The organism is Agaribacillus sp. DX54, assembly GCF_056858335.1.
Genome location: NZ_JBXEQE010000005.1, coordinates 159,033 through 175,254, shown reverse-complemented (window position 1 = coordinate 175,254; position 16,222 = coordinate 159,033). Strand labels below are relative to the sequence as shown.

13 protein-coding genes are annotated in these 16,222 nt (G+C 40.9%); 6 read left to right on the top strand and 7 right to left on the bottom strand.

All coding sequences use genetic code 11. The features are described from left to right. Window positions 1-390 precede the first annotated feature (390 nt). Window positions 391-1,230 (bottom strand): sterol desaturase family protein, encoded by an 840-nt coding sequence (locus tag AC04NP_RS08285; RefSeq protein ID WP_482859100.1) that lies wholly within the window; start codon window positions 1,228-1,230, stop codon window positions 391-393. A 159-nt stretch (window positions 1,231-1,389) separates the two neighbouring features. On the opposite strand from AC04NP_RS08285, the gene AC04NP_RS08280 reads away from it, so the two are divergent. Further along, window positions 1,390-2,400: a glycosyltransferase gene (locus AC04NP_RS08280; protein WP_482859099.1), complete on the top strand. Its 1,011-nt coding sequence runs from the start codon at window positions 1,390-1,392 to the stop codon at window positions 2,398-2,400. Window positions 2,401-2,428: 28 nt separating this feature from the next. Here the strand turns inward: AC04NP_RS08280 and AC04NP_RS08275 are convergent, their stop codons facing one another. Next, window positions 2,429-3,103, bottom strand: a complete 675-nt coding sequence (locus AC04NP_RS08275; protein ID WP_482859098.1) for a multidrug transporter — start codon at window positions 3,101-3,103, stop codon at window positions 2,429-2,431. Between the two features lie 233 nt (window positions 3,104-3,336). On the opposite strand from AC04NP_RS08275, the gene AC04NP_RS08270 reads away from it, so the two are divergent. Together AC04NP_RS08270 and AC04NP_RS08265 are read left to right on the top strand one after the other, a co-directional pair. Further along, window positions 3,337-3,987 carry an START domain-containing protein gene (locus AC04NP_RS08270; protein ID WP_482859097.1) on the top strand — a complete coding sequence of 217 codons (651 nt, stop codon included), beginning with the start codon at window positions 3,337-3,339 and terminating at the stop codon, window positions 3,985-3,987. Window positions 3,988-4,082: 95 nt separating this feature from the next. Then, window positions 4,083-4,331 (top strand): hypothetical protein, encoded by a 249-nt coding sequence (locus AC04NP_RS08265; protein ID WP_482859096.1) that lies wholly within the window; start codon window positions 4,083-4,085, stop codon window positions 4,329-4,331. A 15-nt stretch (window positions 4,332-4,346) separates the two neighbouring features. Here the strand turns inward: AC04NP_RS08265 and AC04NP_RS08260 are convergent, their stop codons facing one another. Next, window positions 4,347-5,957 (bottom strand): tetratricopeptide repeat protein, encoded by a 1,611-nt coding sequence (locus AC04NP_RS08260; protein ID WP_482859095.1) that lies wholly within the window; start codon window positions 5,955-5,957, stop codon window positions 4,347-4,349. Between the two features lie 421 nt (window positions 5,958-6,378). On the opposite strand from AC04NP_RS08260, the gene AC04NP_RS08255 reads away from it, so the two are divergent. After that, window positions 6,379-6,714, top strand: coding sequence for an arsenosugar biosynthesis-associated peroxidase-like protein (locus AC04NP_RS08255; protein WP_482859094.1), 336 nt, complete (start codon window positions 6,379-6,381; stop codon window positions 6,712-6,714). A gap of 5 nt (window positions 6,715-6,719) precedes the next feature. Further along, complete coding sequence (arsS, locus tag AC04NP_RS08250; RefSeq protein ID WP_482859092.1) at window positions 6,720-7,766, top strand: arsenosugar biosynthesis radical SAM (seleno)protein ArsS; 1,047 nt, start codon at window positions 6,720-6,722, stop codon at window positions 7,764-7,766. A gap of 217 nt (window positions 7,767-7,983) precedes the next feature. Here arsS and AC04NP_RS08245 read toward each other — a convergent pair whose 3' ends face one another. Together AC04NP_RS08245 and AC04NP_RS08240 are read right to left on the bottom strand one after the other, a co-directional pair. Continuing rightward, window positions 7,984-10,401: a GAF domain-containing protein gene (locus tag AC04NP_RS08245; RefSeq protein WP_482859091.1), complete on the bottom strand. Its 2,418-nt coding sequence runs from the start codon at window positions 10,399-10,401 to the stop codon at window positions 7,984-7,986. 157 nt (window positions 10,402-10,558) lie between these two features. Next, a complete protein-coding gene (locus AC04NP_RS08240; protein WP_482859090.1) occupies window positions 10,559-11,254 on the bottom strand; it encodes a YciI family protein in 696 nt (231 codons plus the stop codon). 219 nt (window positions 11,255-11,473) lie between these two features. Between AC04NP_RS08240 and AC04NP_RS08235 the strand changes: the two genes are divergently transcribed. Beyond that, window positions 11,474-12,994: an OmpA family protein gene (locus AC04NP_RS08235; protein WP_482859089.1), complete on the top strand. Its 1,521-nt coding sequence runs from the start codon at window positions 11,474-11,476 to the stop codon at window positions 12,992-12,994. Here the strand turns inward: AC04NP_RS08235 and AC04NP_RS08230 are convergent. Both AC04NP_RS08230 and AC04NP_RS08225 read right to left on the bottom strand, forming a co-directional pair. After that, on the bottom strand, window positions 12,991-15,177 hold the full coding sequence (locus tag AC04NP_RS08230; protein WP_482859088.1) for a sensor histidine kinase: 2,187 nt from the start codon (window positions 15,175-15,177) through the stop codon (window positions 12,991-12,993). The two genes, AC04NP_RS08235 and AC04NP_RS08230, sit on opposite strands and share 4 nt — an antisense overlap. Beyond that, the gene (locus AC04NP_RS08225; RefSeq protein ID WP_482859087.1) at window positions 15,150-16,127 is read right to left on the bottom strand and encodes a ligand-binding sensor domain-containing protein; all 978 of its coding nucleotides are present in this window, start codon (window positions 16,125-16,127) and stop codon (window positions 15,150-15,152) included. Before AC04NP_RS08225 ends, AC04NP_RS08230 begins: the two co-directional genes overlap by 28 nt. Between the last annotated feature and the right edge of the window lie 95 nt (window positions 16,128-16,222).

Sequence of the window (16,222 nt, the reverse complement as noted above, 5' to 3'; positions counted from 1 at the left end):
TGATTCTGATAAATCTTTATCTTAAAACCATAAATATCTGATAAGCAAATATATAACGACTTAAATTCAATATTCTTAGCGGAAAGGAAATTTTTCTGTTTGCCACTTTTGAATGTACCTGGTTAGTAAGGATTTGACAATATTTGATCCATGAAAATCGCCTTAATTGAATTTTCAAAAGTTTTTTTTATACTAAATCTATACCATGTTTTACCTGTCTTATGTGCTATACCCCATGTAATAAATTTTGCGGTCTGTGCATCTTTAGTCCAAAAAAATAGCAAAACGGGTAATAGCCGATTTCTGCTGTTTACATTTCGGTAATGTATATATTAAATTTCCGTAATGTAGCCGTCAAAATTTAAATGAACATGCCTAAGAGAAAAGTCCTTATGGACGGCCGAACAGGATTTTAAAGGATTTCTTTATTGAACCTGACTTTCTGATGTCCCTGAAAATATCCATCCATTCATGGAACACCAGATACACAGGGTTAAAAGAATTTACAGGTTTTGTAATGCCATAAACAGGCTGTTCCTCTTCCGGTTGAAAAGTTCCAAACATCCTGTCCCAAATAACCAGTGTGGAACCGTAGTTTTTATCAAGATATTTGTCATTTACCGCATGGTGTACGCGATGGTGTGAGGGGGTGACAAAAATGTATTCTATGGGTTTGGGCAACTTTCTGATAAACTCGGTATGTATCCAAAACTGGTATAAAACCTCTATTTGATGACAAATAAAGAATACTACCGGATGAAAGCCCATTAAAAAAGCGGGGATAAAAAAAATTATTTTGATGTGTTGTGTCCAGCCTAATCTAAAAGAAACAGAAAAGTTGTATTGTTTTGAGGAATGATGTGTTACGTGTGTTGCCCACCAGAAACGTTGTTCATGAGCGATTCTGTGTGCCCAATACCGGCAAAAGTCTATAATTACCAGGCATAGTATGTAGGACCACCATGTGGATGGGATGGTCCACGGCACCAGGTTGTAAAAAAATAAGGCAAAACCAAAGGTAGCCGCTTTTAACAATGCTCCGGCAATAATGTTACCGATTCCGATTGCCGAAGCAGCCAAAAAATCTTTTCCATGATACACCTTCCTTTTCTTGTAATTGCTGATAATCCACTCAATTAATACGAGTGTAAGCATTATGGGGGCCGCGTATGGAATTATCGGAGGCAAGCCAATCTGGTCTAATTGCTCAAGGGTGAGGTATTCTTTCACAGTTTTTGTTTATTAAGTATCGAACGCGAATGAAGATTGCAATATTATTAAATTTTAAACAAATAATTTATCCTGTTTTTGTATTAATAAATTAAAAGTATGAATCACTGAATAAAATATTAACTAATTTCGATGATAATGCATTTAAATTAATAGCTTATGAATACCGGTCAATTGTCCGGTCCACTGATTAGTATCATCATGACCACCAGAAATGGTGTGAGGTTTCTCCAGGCCACATTGGACTCCATTATTGCTCAAAGCTATCGGAATTGGGAGTTACTGGCTGTTAATAATCAGTCGGGTGATCACACCTTGGCCTTGTTAAAAAAATACGCTGATAAGGACGCTAGAATCAAAGTGCACAATAATCCGGGGATAGCAGAAATCATACCTGGCCTGCAATATGGTTTTGTACAAAGCTGTGGCATTTTCATAACCAGGATGGATTCAGATGATCTGATGCCCCCCCATAAGTTGGAAAGTCTGATAACATTGCTGATACAAAAAGGGACCGGACATCTGGCTACCGGCTGCATTAAGCATTTTTCAGATGGTGATGTACAGGGTGGTTTTCGACGGTACGATGCCTGGCTCAACCGGTTGATGGTATCGTCTAATCATTACCGCGAGATTTACAGAGAATGTGTGATCCCTTCGTCATGCTGGTTGGTACACCGGCAGGACTTTTTGAGATGCGGAGGATTTGGCAGCATGGTTTATCCGGAGGATTACGATCTTTGTTTCCGGTTTTATTCCCAGGGAATAAAAATCGTCGCTTGTCACGAAATTCTGCATTTGTGGCGGGAACATCCGGACCGTATTTCAAGAACGGATAGCCGGTATGAAGATCAGTTGTATTACGATTTAAAACTACATTACTTTTTTAAGCTGGATTGGGACAGCCACGCGAAGCTGGTTGTGTGGGGAGCAGGTAAAAAAGGTAAAAAGTTGGCCATAAAACTGCGCAACCTGGGTCTGAATTTCAACTGGATTTGTAATAATTACAAAAAAATCGGACACGCTATTTACAACATACCCGTGTATGGCCCGGAAATATTAGATTCATCCGGTCCATGGCAGATATTAATAGCGGTATCTGCCAGGGAAAAAGAGCATATCGGTAATTTTCTTGACAAAAAGAAAATATGGTACCGCTGGTTTTGCTGAAAGAATAGATGGAAAGGCATTTTACAATTCATTTCTGTATTGAAACGACCAACTTTCCAAGGTTTTCTTCAATATAATCTAACAGTGCAAAAATAAACAGGCAGCCCCCTATCATTTCCATAATTTCCTCCAAAAAGGCTAAAACCCTGTAAGTCCGCGAAGTAAATCCCGTCTGCTCTGCATAACGCCCGGCAAGCATTTCCATGCCTATGGCCCCTAAGACAAAAATCAGCCCGGAAATCAAAAACAAAACTTTTGTCTTTTTTGGTAACCTCCGGAAGAAATTATACAAAATAACCACCAGCATCAGGGTAGCGATTCCATAAGGAATTACCCAGGCAAAATAAAATACTCCCAGTGTTTCGGTATTCAGCATGGATCTGGTAACTCCTGTGAGGTTTTCATGGATACTTATATTTTCATCCAGGGCCAGAAAACAAAATATACCACCCAGCAAATACCAATAAACTTTTTGTTTTCCCTGCCAACCGATCAGAAAAAGGATGACAGATGCTGTCAAAAGTAAAATCGATGAAAAAAAGGTTGGCAAATTCTTTTCGCTGTCAAGGTAAACCATCTGGAATTGTGCCTCACTAATCATATTATTCCGCATCAAAAAATAGCCGGCGATGTTTAACAGCACGATAAACAGCACAAAACCCAACATGGTTTTCAAAATAGTTTTGCTTCTGATATGTATCATTTTCCTAAAAATTAACTATCACAGGTAGTTTAAAGGATTGTGGTTTCAACAGATGAGCGTGGTATCTATAAATATAAGTATTATCATAATGTTAAAAAATTAAAAACAAAATGTTATCTGAATAACGTAAGAAAAGTGAAACAATTTTTCAATGACCCATGTTAATAATGACAGTGGCAGCAGTTTAAAAAAGAAAAAACCTAAAATATCTTAAAGAAGTAGCTCTTGTCAGCATGAAGGTGATACTAACAACATGGCTTGTACTGTTAATGGGTATTAACACTAACAGGGAGAAAACAACATTTGACTGGGAACTCAAGAAAGAAAAAAACGGCGTTCAGATATATGCCAGAAAAGTGCCCGGTTGGGCCTATCAGGAATTAAAAGTCACCATGCAGGTTGAAAGCACGCTATCAGGCCTGATAGCCGCGCTAAAAGATGTACCCGCCTACCCTGAATGGGTCTATATGTGTACCGATGCTTATCTGTATGAAAACAGTACATACGAAGAATACTACTATGCAAAGTTCGATGCACCCTGGCCTGTAAAACACAGGGACCTTATCGTACATTCGGTGCTGAAACAAGATACTACTACTAAAACCGTTATTTTCAAGGGAGAAGGCATTCCGGGGTACAGGCCAAACACGGAAGGTATTATAAGAATACCCAAGTTTGACGGCCGGTATCTTCTCGTTCCAAAGGGTAACAATCTGGTTGACGTCACCTATCTGGTAAAACTTGATCCGGGAGGTCTTTTGCCAGGCTGGTTGGTCAACCTTGTAAGTTACTCAGGCCCCTTTCATAGCTTTGTTAAGCTAAAGGATTTTGTAAAACAGGACAAATACCAAAAAACCAAACTGGCTCACATAGAGGGGATTTAGTGCCAAAATAACCGATAAAGTCCTCGTACTGTCAATTTTCAAATGGATCAGCCAGTGGAACAAACAATATAAAACGGACAAGGTTTAATTAATATATGAAAAAGATAAAAACAACCATTTCGTTAGCTACGATCTTTTTGGTTCTTTACATCATATCCCATCATCTAAGCGTACCGTTGGCTGTTCCGATGATATTGTTTTGTATGTCGCCATTTGTAATGATATGGATGGTACTCAGCATTTTGAAAGACGGAATTCCATCAGATAAAAAGTTTTCAGACGGTTATTTTTATGAGGATTATGATCATGAAAACCAACAATTTATACCCCGCCAAAAAGACTGACCCGGTGCAGGTCAGCTATTCAAACATGGTAATTGCCTGCAAAGCCCGGTTGGCTTCCTCGATTTTTTCCCGATTATTTACTTTTGCGGCAGCTTCCAATACCCCCTGGATCGCCAAAGTTCTTCTGGGTGACCTTTCAAATACCTTCTCGTATTCTTCCAGTGCTTCAGATGGCCTGTTATTCAACAACAAAAAATCCCCATACAATTCATGCGGGGGTTTGACAATTACGGGTGGACCAAAACTGAAAGGCAGTTTATCTTCCAGGGCTATGGCCTCTTTGATCAGCGGCTCAGCCGATTTGTAGGCTCCCTTTTCCATCATCAGGTGCGCTGTCAACTCTTTTTCAAATATGAGGACGGTCAGGCTTTCTTCCACTTTTTTGGCATATTCAGGTGATATAAGCATTATATCTTCCACGGCATCCAGGATCCGGGTCTTTTTTCGTTTATTTTTTAACTTCTTTATCAGTCTTTCGGCTAGGTCGTATTCTCCCTGCTTGATTGCTACCAGGCCTTCGATGTAGTAAGCCGTTGCGAGATACACAGGCTCCAATGATGAAACGTTGAGTTTGCAGGCCGCAACAGGATCATCCCAGTCTCTGGTATGTATAAGATAGGCTGCTCTCATTGCAGTAAAATGCATCCTGGCCCGGTACGAAGTATGGTTTTCAGCATCTTCCCGGATGATCTCCAATTGCTCTCTTGCCTTATCAAAGCGGCCTTGCTGCAGATAACCATAAGCCAGCCACAAAAGCGAATGGTAGGCCCGGTCTTCGTGTTTTAATCCTTCGGTCTGGAAAATTTCCTCTCTTGCCTGCCACGATTTTTCGTTGGATATTATCATTTTGTCCCACATGCCAAAGGCCACGTAAATGTGAGAAGGCATATGGAGGGCATGGGATGATTCCGGGGCAATTTCTGCATATGTTTCAGCCGCTTCAAGCGCTAAATGTGAGTAGCCCGGTTCATCATAGGCATAAATTGTATAAAGTAAAGCGCCCGGATGATGGGGATTTTCTTCCAAAATCTCACTCAGAATTTCACCGGCTTTCAAATAAGTATCGGTGTTTCTGCGACCATGACTGGTTCCCATTAAAGACAAAGCGTAAAAACAGGCTATTTCATGATTGCCTGGATACTTTTTATAAAGTACGCTCATAAAATTGGCATAGGTAACATCCCGCAGGTTTTTCTTTAAATCCCCGAATAAAATATTGGCGGCTCGAATCAGGTCTTTTTCCAAAGGTGTGGCAGCCTTCTTAACGCGTTTTCTGGCATCCGTATCAATGAAGCTAAGTGCGATCAATGCCTCGTCTTTGTCCTGCCTGAACCACAGCGGATAATTGTAGGTCATCGCTTCGCCCCAATAGGCCATCACAAAATCCGGGTCGATATCCTGGGCCGCCCTGAATTCTTCTTCTGCCCGGTTGTAGTCAAAATTGTGTAAAAGCCATACACCTTTAATAAAGTGTTCCTGGGCTTCAGGTTTTCCACTGGTTGGAAAGTCGATGACACTGGGATCGAAAGTGTAAGCACCTGATTTAATACAAATAAAAAGTAAAATAGTTATAAAAATGTTTCGGAAGAAAACATCCTTATTATATAATAGGTTAGTTTTAAACACTGCTTTAAGGGTTAATTTAGGGTTAAAAAAAGATTGTAACCTTGAATTTAAACATTTTTTGTGATAATTGGAAATTAAGGGAGTATTTCTTATCGAGCCGTGTGTTAAACATTTTGACAATTGTGGATTGAACGTATCGTATTGTGTGGCGTTTATGTGGCGGTTATATTGCGTAGGGGGCATTATGGCTTTGAGTACTATTGCGCGCTAGTCATACTATGGCTCAAAGCCATAGTATGACTTCAATGGATCGTATGCTACCGAACGGAGGATGTGACTCCAATTAAAAATTCATCGAATTTGCCCATAAGAGCCGGCATATGGCTTAATTTTAGGAAATAGTAAAATATATTTGTCAAATACCAGACAATTGACAGTATTATAGAGATCTATTTTTCCTTTAAATCGTTAAACTTATATTATGAACAATACATACTATAACCCGGAAGATTTGAAAAAATTCGGAAATGTTTCTGAATTTCAAAAGGAACTCGCTGACAAGTTTTTCAGTTATTATGGAGAAGTTTTTAAAGAAGGGGAATTAAGCGCTAAAGAAAAAGCCTTAATTGCGTTAGCGGTTGCTCACACCATTCAGTGCCCCTATTGCATCGATGCTTACACAGAAGGCTCTATCGAGCATGGAGCCACCGAAGGGCAGATGATGGAGGCAGTGCATGTAGCCACGGCTATAAGAGGAGGAGCATCATTGGTACACGGTGTGCAAATGATGAATAAGGTGAAGGAGATTACTATGTAACACTTATGAAAACACTTAAGGCGACTAACCACCCGATAGCCGACTACTCACATCAGGTAGCGATACTGGAAGAAGGGACGGAGGTTTCGAATATTCCAAAATTCGCGGATAAACTTGAAGCGATAGGTCTTTATCCGCTGAAACCTACAGGATTTGATGTGTTTCAGGTTAACGTAGGTAAAATGTGCAATCAGACCTGCGCACATTGTCATGTGGACGCTGGCCCTGACCGGAAGGAAATCATGACCCGTGAAACCATGCAAACATGCCTGGAAGTCATCCGGGAGCACGATTTTAAAACGGTAGATTTAACCGGTGGGGCCCCTGAAATGAACCCGGATTTCCGTTGGTTTGTGGAAGAAATAAAAAAACTGGGCAGGCATGTGATGGTCCGCTGTAATCTTACCATTATTTTAGCAAATCCCAGGTTTCACGATCTGCCGGAGTTCTTCAAAAAACACAACGTTGAAATCGTTTCATCGCTGCCTTTTTACAACGCGCAAAGAACAGATCGTCAAAGGGGAAATGGCGTCTTTGACAAATCCATCAAAGCCTTACAAATGCTCAATGCAGCAGGGTATGGAAAGGAAGGCTCCGGCCTTGTTCTGAATCTGGTTTACAATCCTTCGGGCGCGTTTCTGCCTGCGTCCCAAACACAGTTAGAGGCCGATTTTAAACAGGCATTAATGAAGGATTACGGGATCGAATTTAACAGTTTATTTGCCATCACTAATTTGCCTATCAGCAGGTTCCTGGATTACCTGATAAAATCAGGGAATTATGAAAGTTATATGGAAAAATTGGTAAATGCATTTAATCCCTCGGCAGCGGCAGGTGTAATGTGCCGGAATACGCTTTCGATCGGGTGGGACGGGTATATTTATGACTGCGATTTCAATCAAATGCTGGATTTAAAGATCGACAGCCCCGGCGCCCACCATATCGGTAATTTTGACAGCCAGGCAATCGGTAAAAGGAAGATAGTTACCGGCAATCACTGCTATGGCTGCACCGCCGGTGCCGGCTCAAGCTGCGGGGGAGTTACCACCTGATTTCCTGCCTTTTTGTAAATACCTGCCATTGTTCAGTGTTATATCGCCGGTGTTTTTCTGTTACAATTGATCGCTGAGCCGGGATGGGAACAAGTGGTTTATAATGTACGAAATACTTATCATCTCTCGAAAAATGATGATAAAGGAATTGTTCTCGTGAAAAACAGTTACGATCTACAAATGAAAAATTCCACCAAAGCGCTAATGCTCCGGCTGACTAGCTTACCATTTTGGAGACGGCCAGTTTGATGTTTTTGTCATCTATCTTAGAGCTGGCGTCCTGTGAACCCAAATTCACATGTACCCGCAGCGCTTTAAGACCGCTGGCCCCCTGCAATTCCTCCAACTCTAGGCGCTCTACTTTTTGCTGCAGATACCCTTTTGATTGAAGATATTCAATGTAATAACCATATTCCCGGGCCTCTTTATTCTGCGCATAAACGATAGCAATCATGCCGGGCTGGGTTAAACGCTCATTGCTATCTTTAATGAGGGCCTTATCAATTCGTTTTTTAACGATCTCATAACGGATGTTATACGCTCCATCCACATCAAATTTCTTTTCATCCTGACGAAATCTGATAGACAAAGGATTGCTTTGTACCAGGATCAGATGTGTTGTTTCCAACGGCATTTTAATTTCTCCCTTAAGGCCGTTTGTAAGCCTGGCCAACTCGCACATTGTTTTTAGTTGCCACAATCTGAGGTTTTTCAGATGCAACTCATGAAATTCCTTGCCCTGAACAATAGAATCACCCACATAAATATTATACTCTACCCCATCCGTTTTATACTTTTCAAAGTAATGAGGGAACATGCCCTGGGCTTTCTCGTCTTCTGCTTCCAGATAGTTAGACACGGCCAGATTTATTTTGGTAAGGCTATCTTCAAATTCCTTTCTTTTCTTATAAAGTGTACCATAGTCGGCATTTAAAGCCGTATTGTAACGGTGCAAAGTATCACCTAAATAAAAACCATTTCTTACAAGGTAGTTAAACACAGGCTCTACATCATTTTTGATAAATTCCAGGATACCTACCTCATCTCCGGAGTTCAGCCCTTTCTTCACTTTTTGAATACGTTGATTTATCCTGAACTTCAATTGGTCCAAAATGGGTAAGGCTTGCTGGAACATAGCCTGATTGACCACTTTTTTTGCAAGATTCAGATGTTCTGCCAAATCGTCTTTAATCGCGTTGTTTCTTTGGGTGGAAGACCCTCTTATATCTGACAACCCAAACAGGGGATATACATTCTCAAAAACAATAGGTTCTGACGCTATCTCCTCTCCTATCAATCTGCTGTCCAAAATCTTGTTGGCAGCATTTTCAAATTTCCACGCTACTGTAGGATGGATGGCTGTATATTCCTCCCTGATAATGGTTTCAATCTGACTTTCCAGTTCATCGAGGCTGCGTTGAGCGGCCAGTGAAAAAAGGGAAACCAGTTGTTTCACTTTGATTAAGGAAAACGAATTGAGATCATTGATCTTGTCTGAGGCCAGCTCCAGTATGCCGATAAATTTTTCATCAAATATCAACGGGGCGATGATCAGGCTCCTGATTTTCTGTTGTTTTATAATCTCTTTAAACCTTTCAGTTCCCTGTATGTACTTTGTATCGCTGACAACAATGGGTTTTCTTTGAGAGCAGACCTGATCATAGGGACTATCGGTATAGTCGCTGCACTCCATGTCTTCAATATTGTGTACAATGCTGTTCCATATTTTTCTGCCTGTTTCAAACTCTCCCTGATTCTCAGCAGAGAAAGAAATCAGGCCCAGTTTCAACCGGTTGATCTCAAAAAGGTCACGCAGATTGGCCTGAAGCTTATTAAAACCCGCCGATGTGATTACCGCAGATCGATCCAATAGCTGATACCGCAATTCAGACATCGCCTCCTGTTCGGTAACGTCCGTAAAATCAAATGAGGCCAGCCCGTGGAATTCAAAATTCTCCGGTGGTATTTTTTCCATCCATAAATTCAGGTCCGTGAAATTATCCATCAAATGATCCAACTCTTCTTCTGACAATGGTTTCAAAGGGCCTTTTTTTACGATTTTGAAAAGCTTATCATTAATAGATAGTTTATAGTATTTTTTGAGTTTGGTTTTTTCATCAATAAAAGTGAATACCATAGGTTTTTGAATTTCCACCGTTCTGTTATAAAACTCCTGGAGAATTCTTTTGTAGGCATTATAGGTTTTGCCCAGGTCCATGGCATGTTTATCACACTGCTCAAACTGATCGAATCTGATTAGCGCATCAAATTTGGGTGTGCTGAATATTGGTTGGGTATCATACGGTTTCGCGGCCGCTGCAATGGTAGTTTCTAACTCCGCAATGGGGAAGAGTGTGGCCATGATAAGGTCCACTGTCTGTTTATATTTTTTGAGAATACTGTAATCTTCAACAGGGTGCAGCAATTCAGGTACCTGTTCCAACGTTTTTACGATGTCTTCCTGCAGGTACAAAAAAGAATGCTTACTTTTTGACAATTGTTCTTTATACCGGGTATACAGTGGCTCAAAACTTAATTTTGTGGCAAACGGAAATTCCAGCAGGCTGAAATTTAAATTTTCAGGATTGCCCAGTAATGATTGCAGATCCCTCGGAACTTGTTGTGCATCACCCATATCTATTAATTTGCTTTTGATAACCTTACCAATTATTTACGAATATAACTTGTAATTGTTCAATTTAATAGTAAATTTTCAATATAATCACCATCACAAAAATCCGGATACCCCTGATGAGCAAGTCTTGGCGAAAAAAAGCCATAAAATGTTTCATTTAAGGCGCTATACAGCCTGTCCCGGAGCATCCGGTGAAGGAAAAAAATTCCGGAACAAAATAATTATTGATTACAGCCGGGTTGCCGTAAGCAAAATTTCTAAAATCCTTTCCCCGGTAAATTACAAAACTTCCGTCTTTGTCTTTGAACCGGCCGGAAAGTAGTATCTGATCATTTTTGTGTGCTTTTGCCAGGTATAGCTGGTGTTTGTATTCCATGTCGGCGGCTATCTTAACAGTTTCTTTGTTCAAATTTGATAAAAATTTTATAAGTTGATAGTTTTCCTCCTCACACCCCTTTTTATAAGGACAAATAAGCCCCCTTTCATGGTCAAGTGCTTTTATCTGGTAAACATAAATCCCGGAGTCAATGATACGGTCTTTATCCAGTACGTTCTGCACATGTAAACGATTAATTTCATTACCCGAAAAAACACCCCCGCCTTGTTCCAGCACGCCAATCAGGGTAAGGTAGCCGTCATTTAAGAGTTGCTGTAGGGTTTCCCGGTGCCTGTTGTATATGTCATTCTCCCGGGTGTTGTTAAGGATAAGTTCCGGGTTGCTTTTACTGATGACCAGTAAAAAGTGTTTAGGGCCGGTTTGCGCTTGGAGATGTATCACCGGCATTAATAAAAACAGCAGCAGCAGGTGGTGGTAGCCGGCTTTGGCCGGTATTTTTGTCGCAAGATAACCCATGAATTTCAATATTTTTTTGTCGGTTACAGGCTAATATAGTGATAGAATTCAGGAATTAAAAGTGTTTGCGGATATCTGAATCTTGGCAAAATACCATTCAATATTGGAGGATAACAAAATATGGTGGCCTTTGGTAAACAAATTTCTTTTGTCCACCTGCGTAATATTTCCATTTGATTTCAGCCATAAGGCTTTGCAGAAGGCTGTAAATTTGAAATTATGAAACCTAGCATAATATATATTCTTTTTTCACTATCTGTTTCTGTGGCTGCCCAAAACACAGAAAAGGAATACGAACTGGTTAAACTGGATAGAAAAGTAAATTCGAGGTATCATGATACAGCGCCGGTGATTTCACCGGATGGGCAAACACTGTATTTTTTCATCGCCAATCACCCTGAAAATACTTTTGGCACCGACAACAGCCAGGACATTTGGTTTTGCGAAAAAGACGGCAGTGGTCAATGGACCCAAGCCAGGCGGATGGAAGCCCCTTTTAATAAAAACAGGTTCAACCAGGTAATGAGCATTTCCAAGGATGGTAACCGGTTGTTGATCAGGGGAGGAAATGGGAAAACCAAAAAGGGGTTTTCTATTGTAAAGAGGGTGAACGGTCAGTGGCAAAAGCCAATCCCATTACAGGTAAAGGATTATAATAAAATGAATATCGGCCGGTTTTCAGGTGGTTTTCTGTCGTATGACGGAAACGTATTGGTCATGTACTTTAGCCAAAGTGAACGGGCTAAATACAGTGATCTTTATGTCAGCTTTAAAAAAGAGGGGTATACATTTAGCAAACCGCAGCCGCTGCCATCCAATATAAACACCCGGTTAGATGAATTCGGCCCTTACCTGACCACCGATGATAAAACGATGTACTTTGCCAGTAACAGGGGGGGAGGATTCGGCAGTATGGACATATATAAAACTGCTCGTCTTGACAATAGTTGGCTCAAATGGTCCGATCCTGTTAACATAGGCGAACCGATTAATACCAGTGGGTTTGACGCTTACTATTCTGTCGACTCTACCGGTAACCACGGGTTTACCACCAGAACCTATATCACAGCAGACGGTGGAAGTATGGACATCCTGGGAGTGGTTCCAAAACCCAAGCCGGTTGTAAAAACATTTGTATCGGGTTTTGTTTATAACGAAAAAACAAAGGAGCCCATTGAAGCAAATATCGAATACAGACTGGACGAGGGGCCTGCCAAATTCATAACGGCCAGTCCGGAAGATGGATTCTATGAATTTGAGGTAGCTGAAGGTGGAAAGTATACCTTCGATATTACCACTACCGGCTTTATAAATGCTTCGGAAAGCCTCATTGCCTTCAAGGCCGAAAAGGACACCACCATAGAAAAAAACTTTTATCTCAAACCACTTGAAGTAGGTTTGAAGGTAAGACTTGATAAAATTTATTTTGATTTTGACAAAACTACTTTAAGAAAAGAGTCATTTGATCAGTTGGATATGGTCGCAAAACTGATGGAGCAAAATCCAGGGTTAAAAATCGAAATAGCCGGACATACTGACAACAAGGGGTCTGATGTATACAACAAAAAACTGTCACAGGGAAGAGCAGAGGCGGTAAGAAGTTACCTGATCGGCAAATGGATATCAGGAAAACGTATCCTTGCCAACGGCTATGGTGAAAGCGCACCGGAAACCGGTAATGATACGGACGAGGGAAGACAAATAAACCGCAGGGTGGAGTTTAAAGTTTTAGAGAATTAGTTTTTTTGCATTTTGGCGGCATTTTTTAATATGAATTTAAAAATGCTGCCTTTTCCTTCCTCGCTTTCAACCCAGATTTTACCACCGTTTTCTTCAATGAACTCACGGCATAACAGCAATCCGAGCCCCGAGCCGTCTTCTTTAGAGGTGCCTAACTTTGAATAATGATAATCATTGCTGAAGAGCTTCCCTGCAATATCTTCAGGAATACCTACCCCATTATCTGCCACAGAGATTTCGACATGATCGGCCTGGCTTCTGGCATCGACTATAACCTTTCCGTTGTCAGGGGTGAATTTTATGGCATTATTAATTAAATTCCTTAAGATAAGTTTGGCCATATCCAAATCAGCCAGGATCCTGGTATCTTTTTCTACTTTGTTCACCAGTGTTATGTGTTTTTTGCTAGCTTCCGGCCCCAACAGATCGATGTTTTCTTTCACTACTTCATTCAGAAAAATCGGGACCTGGTTGGATTTAATACCCTGCATTTGTGTTTTCGCCCAGTTGAGGAGGTTATCCAGGAGACTTTTCAGCCTTCCCAAATCTCCTTGCAGGTTTTCACACAACATGGCGATTTCCTCTTTTGTCATACTTTCGGACCTCATGAGTTCCAGAATTCCGGAAAAGGAATTAATCGGGCCACGCAGATCATGTGAAACAATGGAGAACAGCTTATCTTTGATGGTATTCAGGTGCTTCAACGCTTCCTTCTGTCCGGTTATTTCCAGATTCTGTCTTTGAATATCTCTCGTATGTATTTCTATAAGCTCCTGCAGTTCCTGGTTTTTATTTTTAAGCTGGCGGGTTCTCAAATAATAAATCGAAAAAGCAATCAGGAAAAGCACGGTCAGTACCAATACGGGAAACCATCTGGTCTGATAAAAGAAGGCCTTTTTGACAAATTGTATACTGGTGCCTTCCTCATTCCAAATTCCGTCATTGTTGGCGGCTTTTATCTTGAAAGTATAGTCGCCGGGTGGCAGGTTTGTATAATAGGCTACCCTTCTGTTACCTGCATCTACCCAGTCATTATCAAAACCTTCGAGTTTGTAATGGAAAAGTACCTCATCAGGTGCATACAGACTAAGTCCCGTATAATGTATTTCAAGGCTTTCCGAACCGGCAGGCAGGGTAATATCCCCCGTTCCGGAAAGCTGCCGGTGATTTAACCTGATATCTGTGATCAGAACAGGTGGTTTGACCGTATTGATTGGAATTTCATCAGGATCGATAATGGTTAGCCCCTTAAAGGTTGGCACCAGTATCTCCCCGTTTTTACCTAAATCGCCAATGGAAGCACCGGTTACCACACTACTGCGCATACCTTCTGAGTGATCATAGGTTATCGTCTCTTCAATTTCACTGATCTTTCCGCTAGCGATATCATCCAGGATCTGATAATCAATTTGCTGTATACCTTTGTTGGTCATAAGCCAGCAACGATTGCCGGAATCTATAATTATCTGGAACACCGAATTGCTGTATAACCCTTGTCTGAAGGTGATGGATTTGAAAGCAGTGCCATCATACCGGCTGATGCCTCCGTTTGTTCCGATCCACAATTGTCCATCCTTATGTTCAATTATTTGAAAAACCACATTGGAGGCTAACCCATGTTTTTCATTATAACTCCTGAACTTCCCATTTTCCAACCGGTGGATTCCCCCACCATCCGTGCCCACCCATAGCCTTTGTTTACTGTCTTCAAAAATTGACATGATAAATTCATTTTTCAGCCCCGCCTCCTTTCCGTATTGAACAAATTTTCCATCTTTAAACCGGTTCAATCCTTTGCCGGTACCAATCCAAATATTACCATTGGCATCCTCTTCAATAACCCTCAGCTTATTGTTGCTTAATCCGTTTTTTTGATAATATCGTCTTACAACCCGTCCATTTTTAAAAAGTACCAGTCCATCATAGGTACAAATCCACAAGTTGCCTTTACTATCCCGCAATATGTCCCGTACCCGGTTTTTCTGATAGCCCCGGCCAAGTGAGTAGGATGTAATTTCTTCATTTTCAAGTTTTGAGAGGCCATAGTCGGTACCTATCCAGATAACCTCATTTTCATGGTAGGCAATGTTGATTATTTCATTGGACAACCCTTCAAGAACCCCGTAGTTTTTGAATTTTCCGTCTTTCAGGCGGCTTATACCTCTCCTGTAATTACCATCCATAAGCTTCCTTCATTGTCAAAAGCGAGGCTTTGTACGTTGTTGTCCACCAGTCCTGTGGTTTGATCCAGAATCTCAATCTGGTCCCTAAAGGATTTTATAAGGCCGATGTCTGAAGCGATCCATAATGCACCAAATAGATCTTCAATCATATCGTTCACAAAAAAACCCAGGTTTTTATCGGTAATCCCGGGCTTTGAAAATGTACCGTTACTGTAAAGGTTAACCCCCAGGGTGGTACCGATCCAGATATTTCCTTCTGAATCTTCCAGCAAGCTTCTGACGGAATTATTGTCCAACCCTGAGCTACGGTCAAAATATGTGAGCTTTTCTCCGGAAAGCATAAATAACCCCTCCCCCAGGGTACCGATCCAGATGTTATTTTTACTATCGATCATCAGTGATAGTATGGCACTGTTGGAAAGTGACCGAAGCCTCGGATCAGATGTAAAGCTCCCATCTTTAAACTTCATCACACCATTTCTGGTCGCGAGCCACAAAAAACCCTCCTTGTCGAGATCGATATCGGTGATGATATTACTTTGCTGCAGGGTGTCATCCTGAAATAAAATAAAATCATTGTTTTGCATTTTGATCAGTCCCCCGCCATTAGTGCCAATCCATAAAACATGGTTTTCGTCCTCATACAGGCTTAAAACCCCGTTCCTTTTGAAAGCCGGATGGTTTTTCTCATTAAACATCTGAAAATTGACACCATCGAACTTTACCAAACCATCAAAAGTGGCAAACCACATATAACCGTCAGAAGACAGCAGGTTGTCCAGGACTGTGTTACTGGGCATTCCTTTATCCAGGTCCCAATAATCATGATTGTACTGCGTAAGCACCTTGTCAGGGCTTAATCCTGGTGTTTTATCCTGGGCTTTCAGTACGTGGAACATGAATAGCAAAAGGAATGCAAAGGATAAATGTCCTGATAAAATTAAGCGCATTTTATAAAGCAATCTGTGAATAAGCCTGGGTTCTGCCCCATTGATTTACATTAATTTAACCATTTTTTTTGATCTTTGAAAAAAGGCTAAATTTG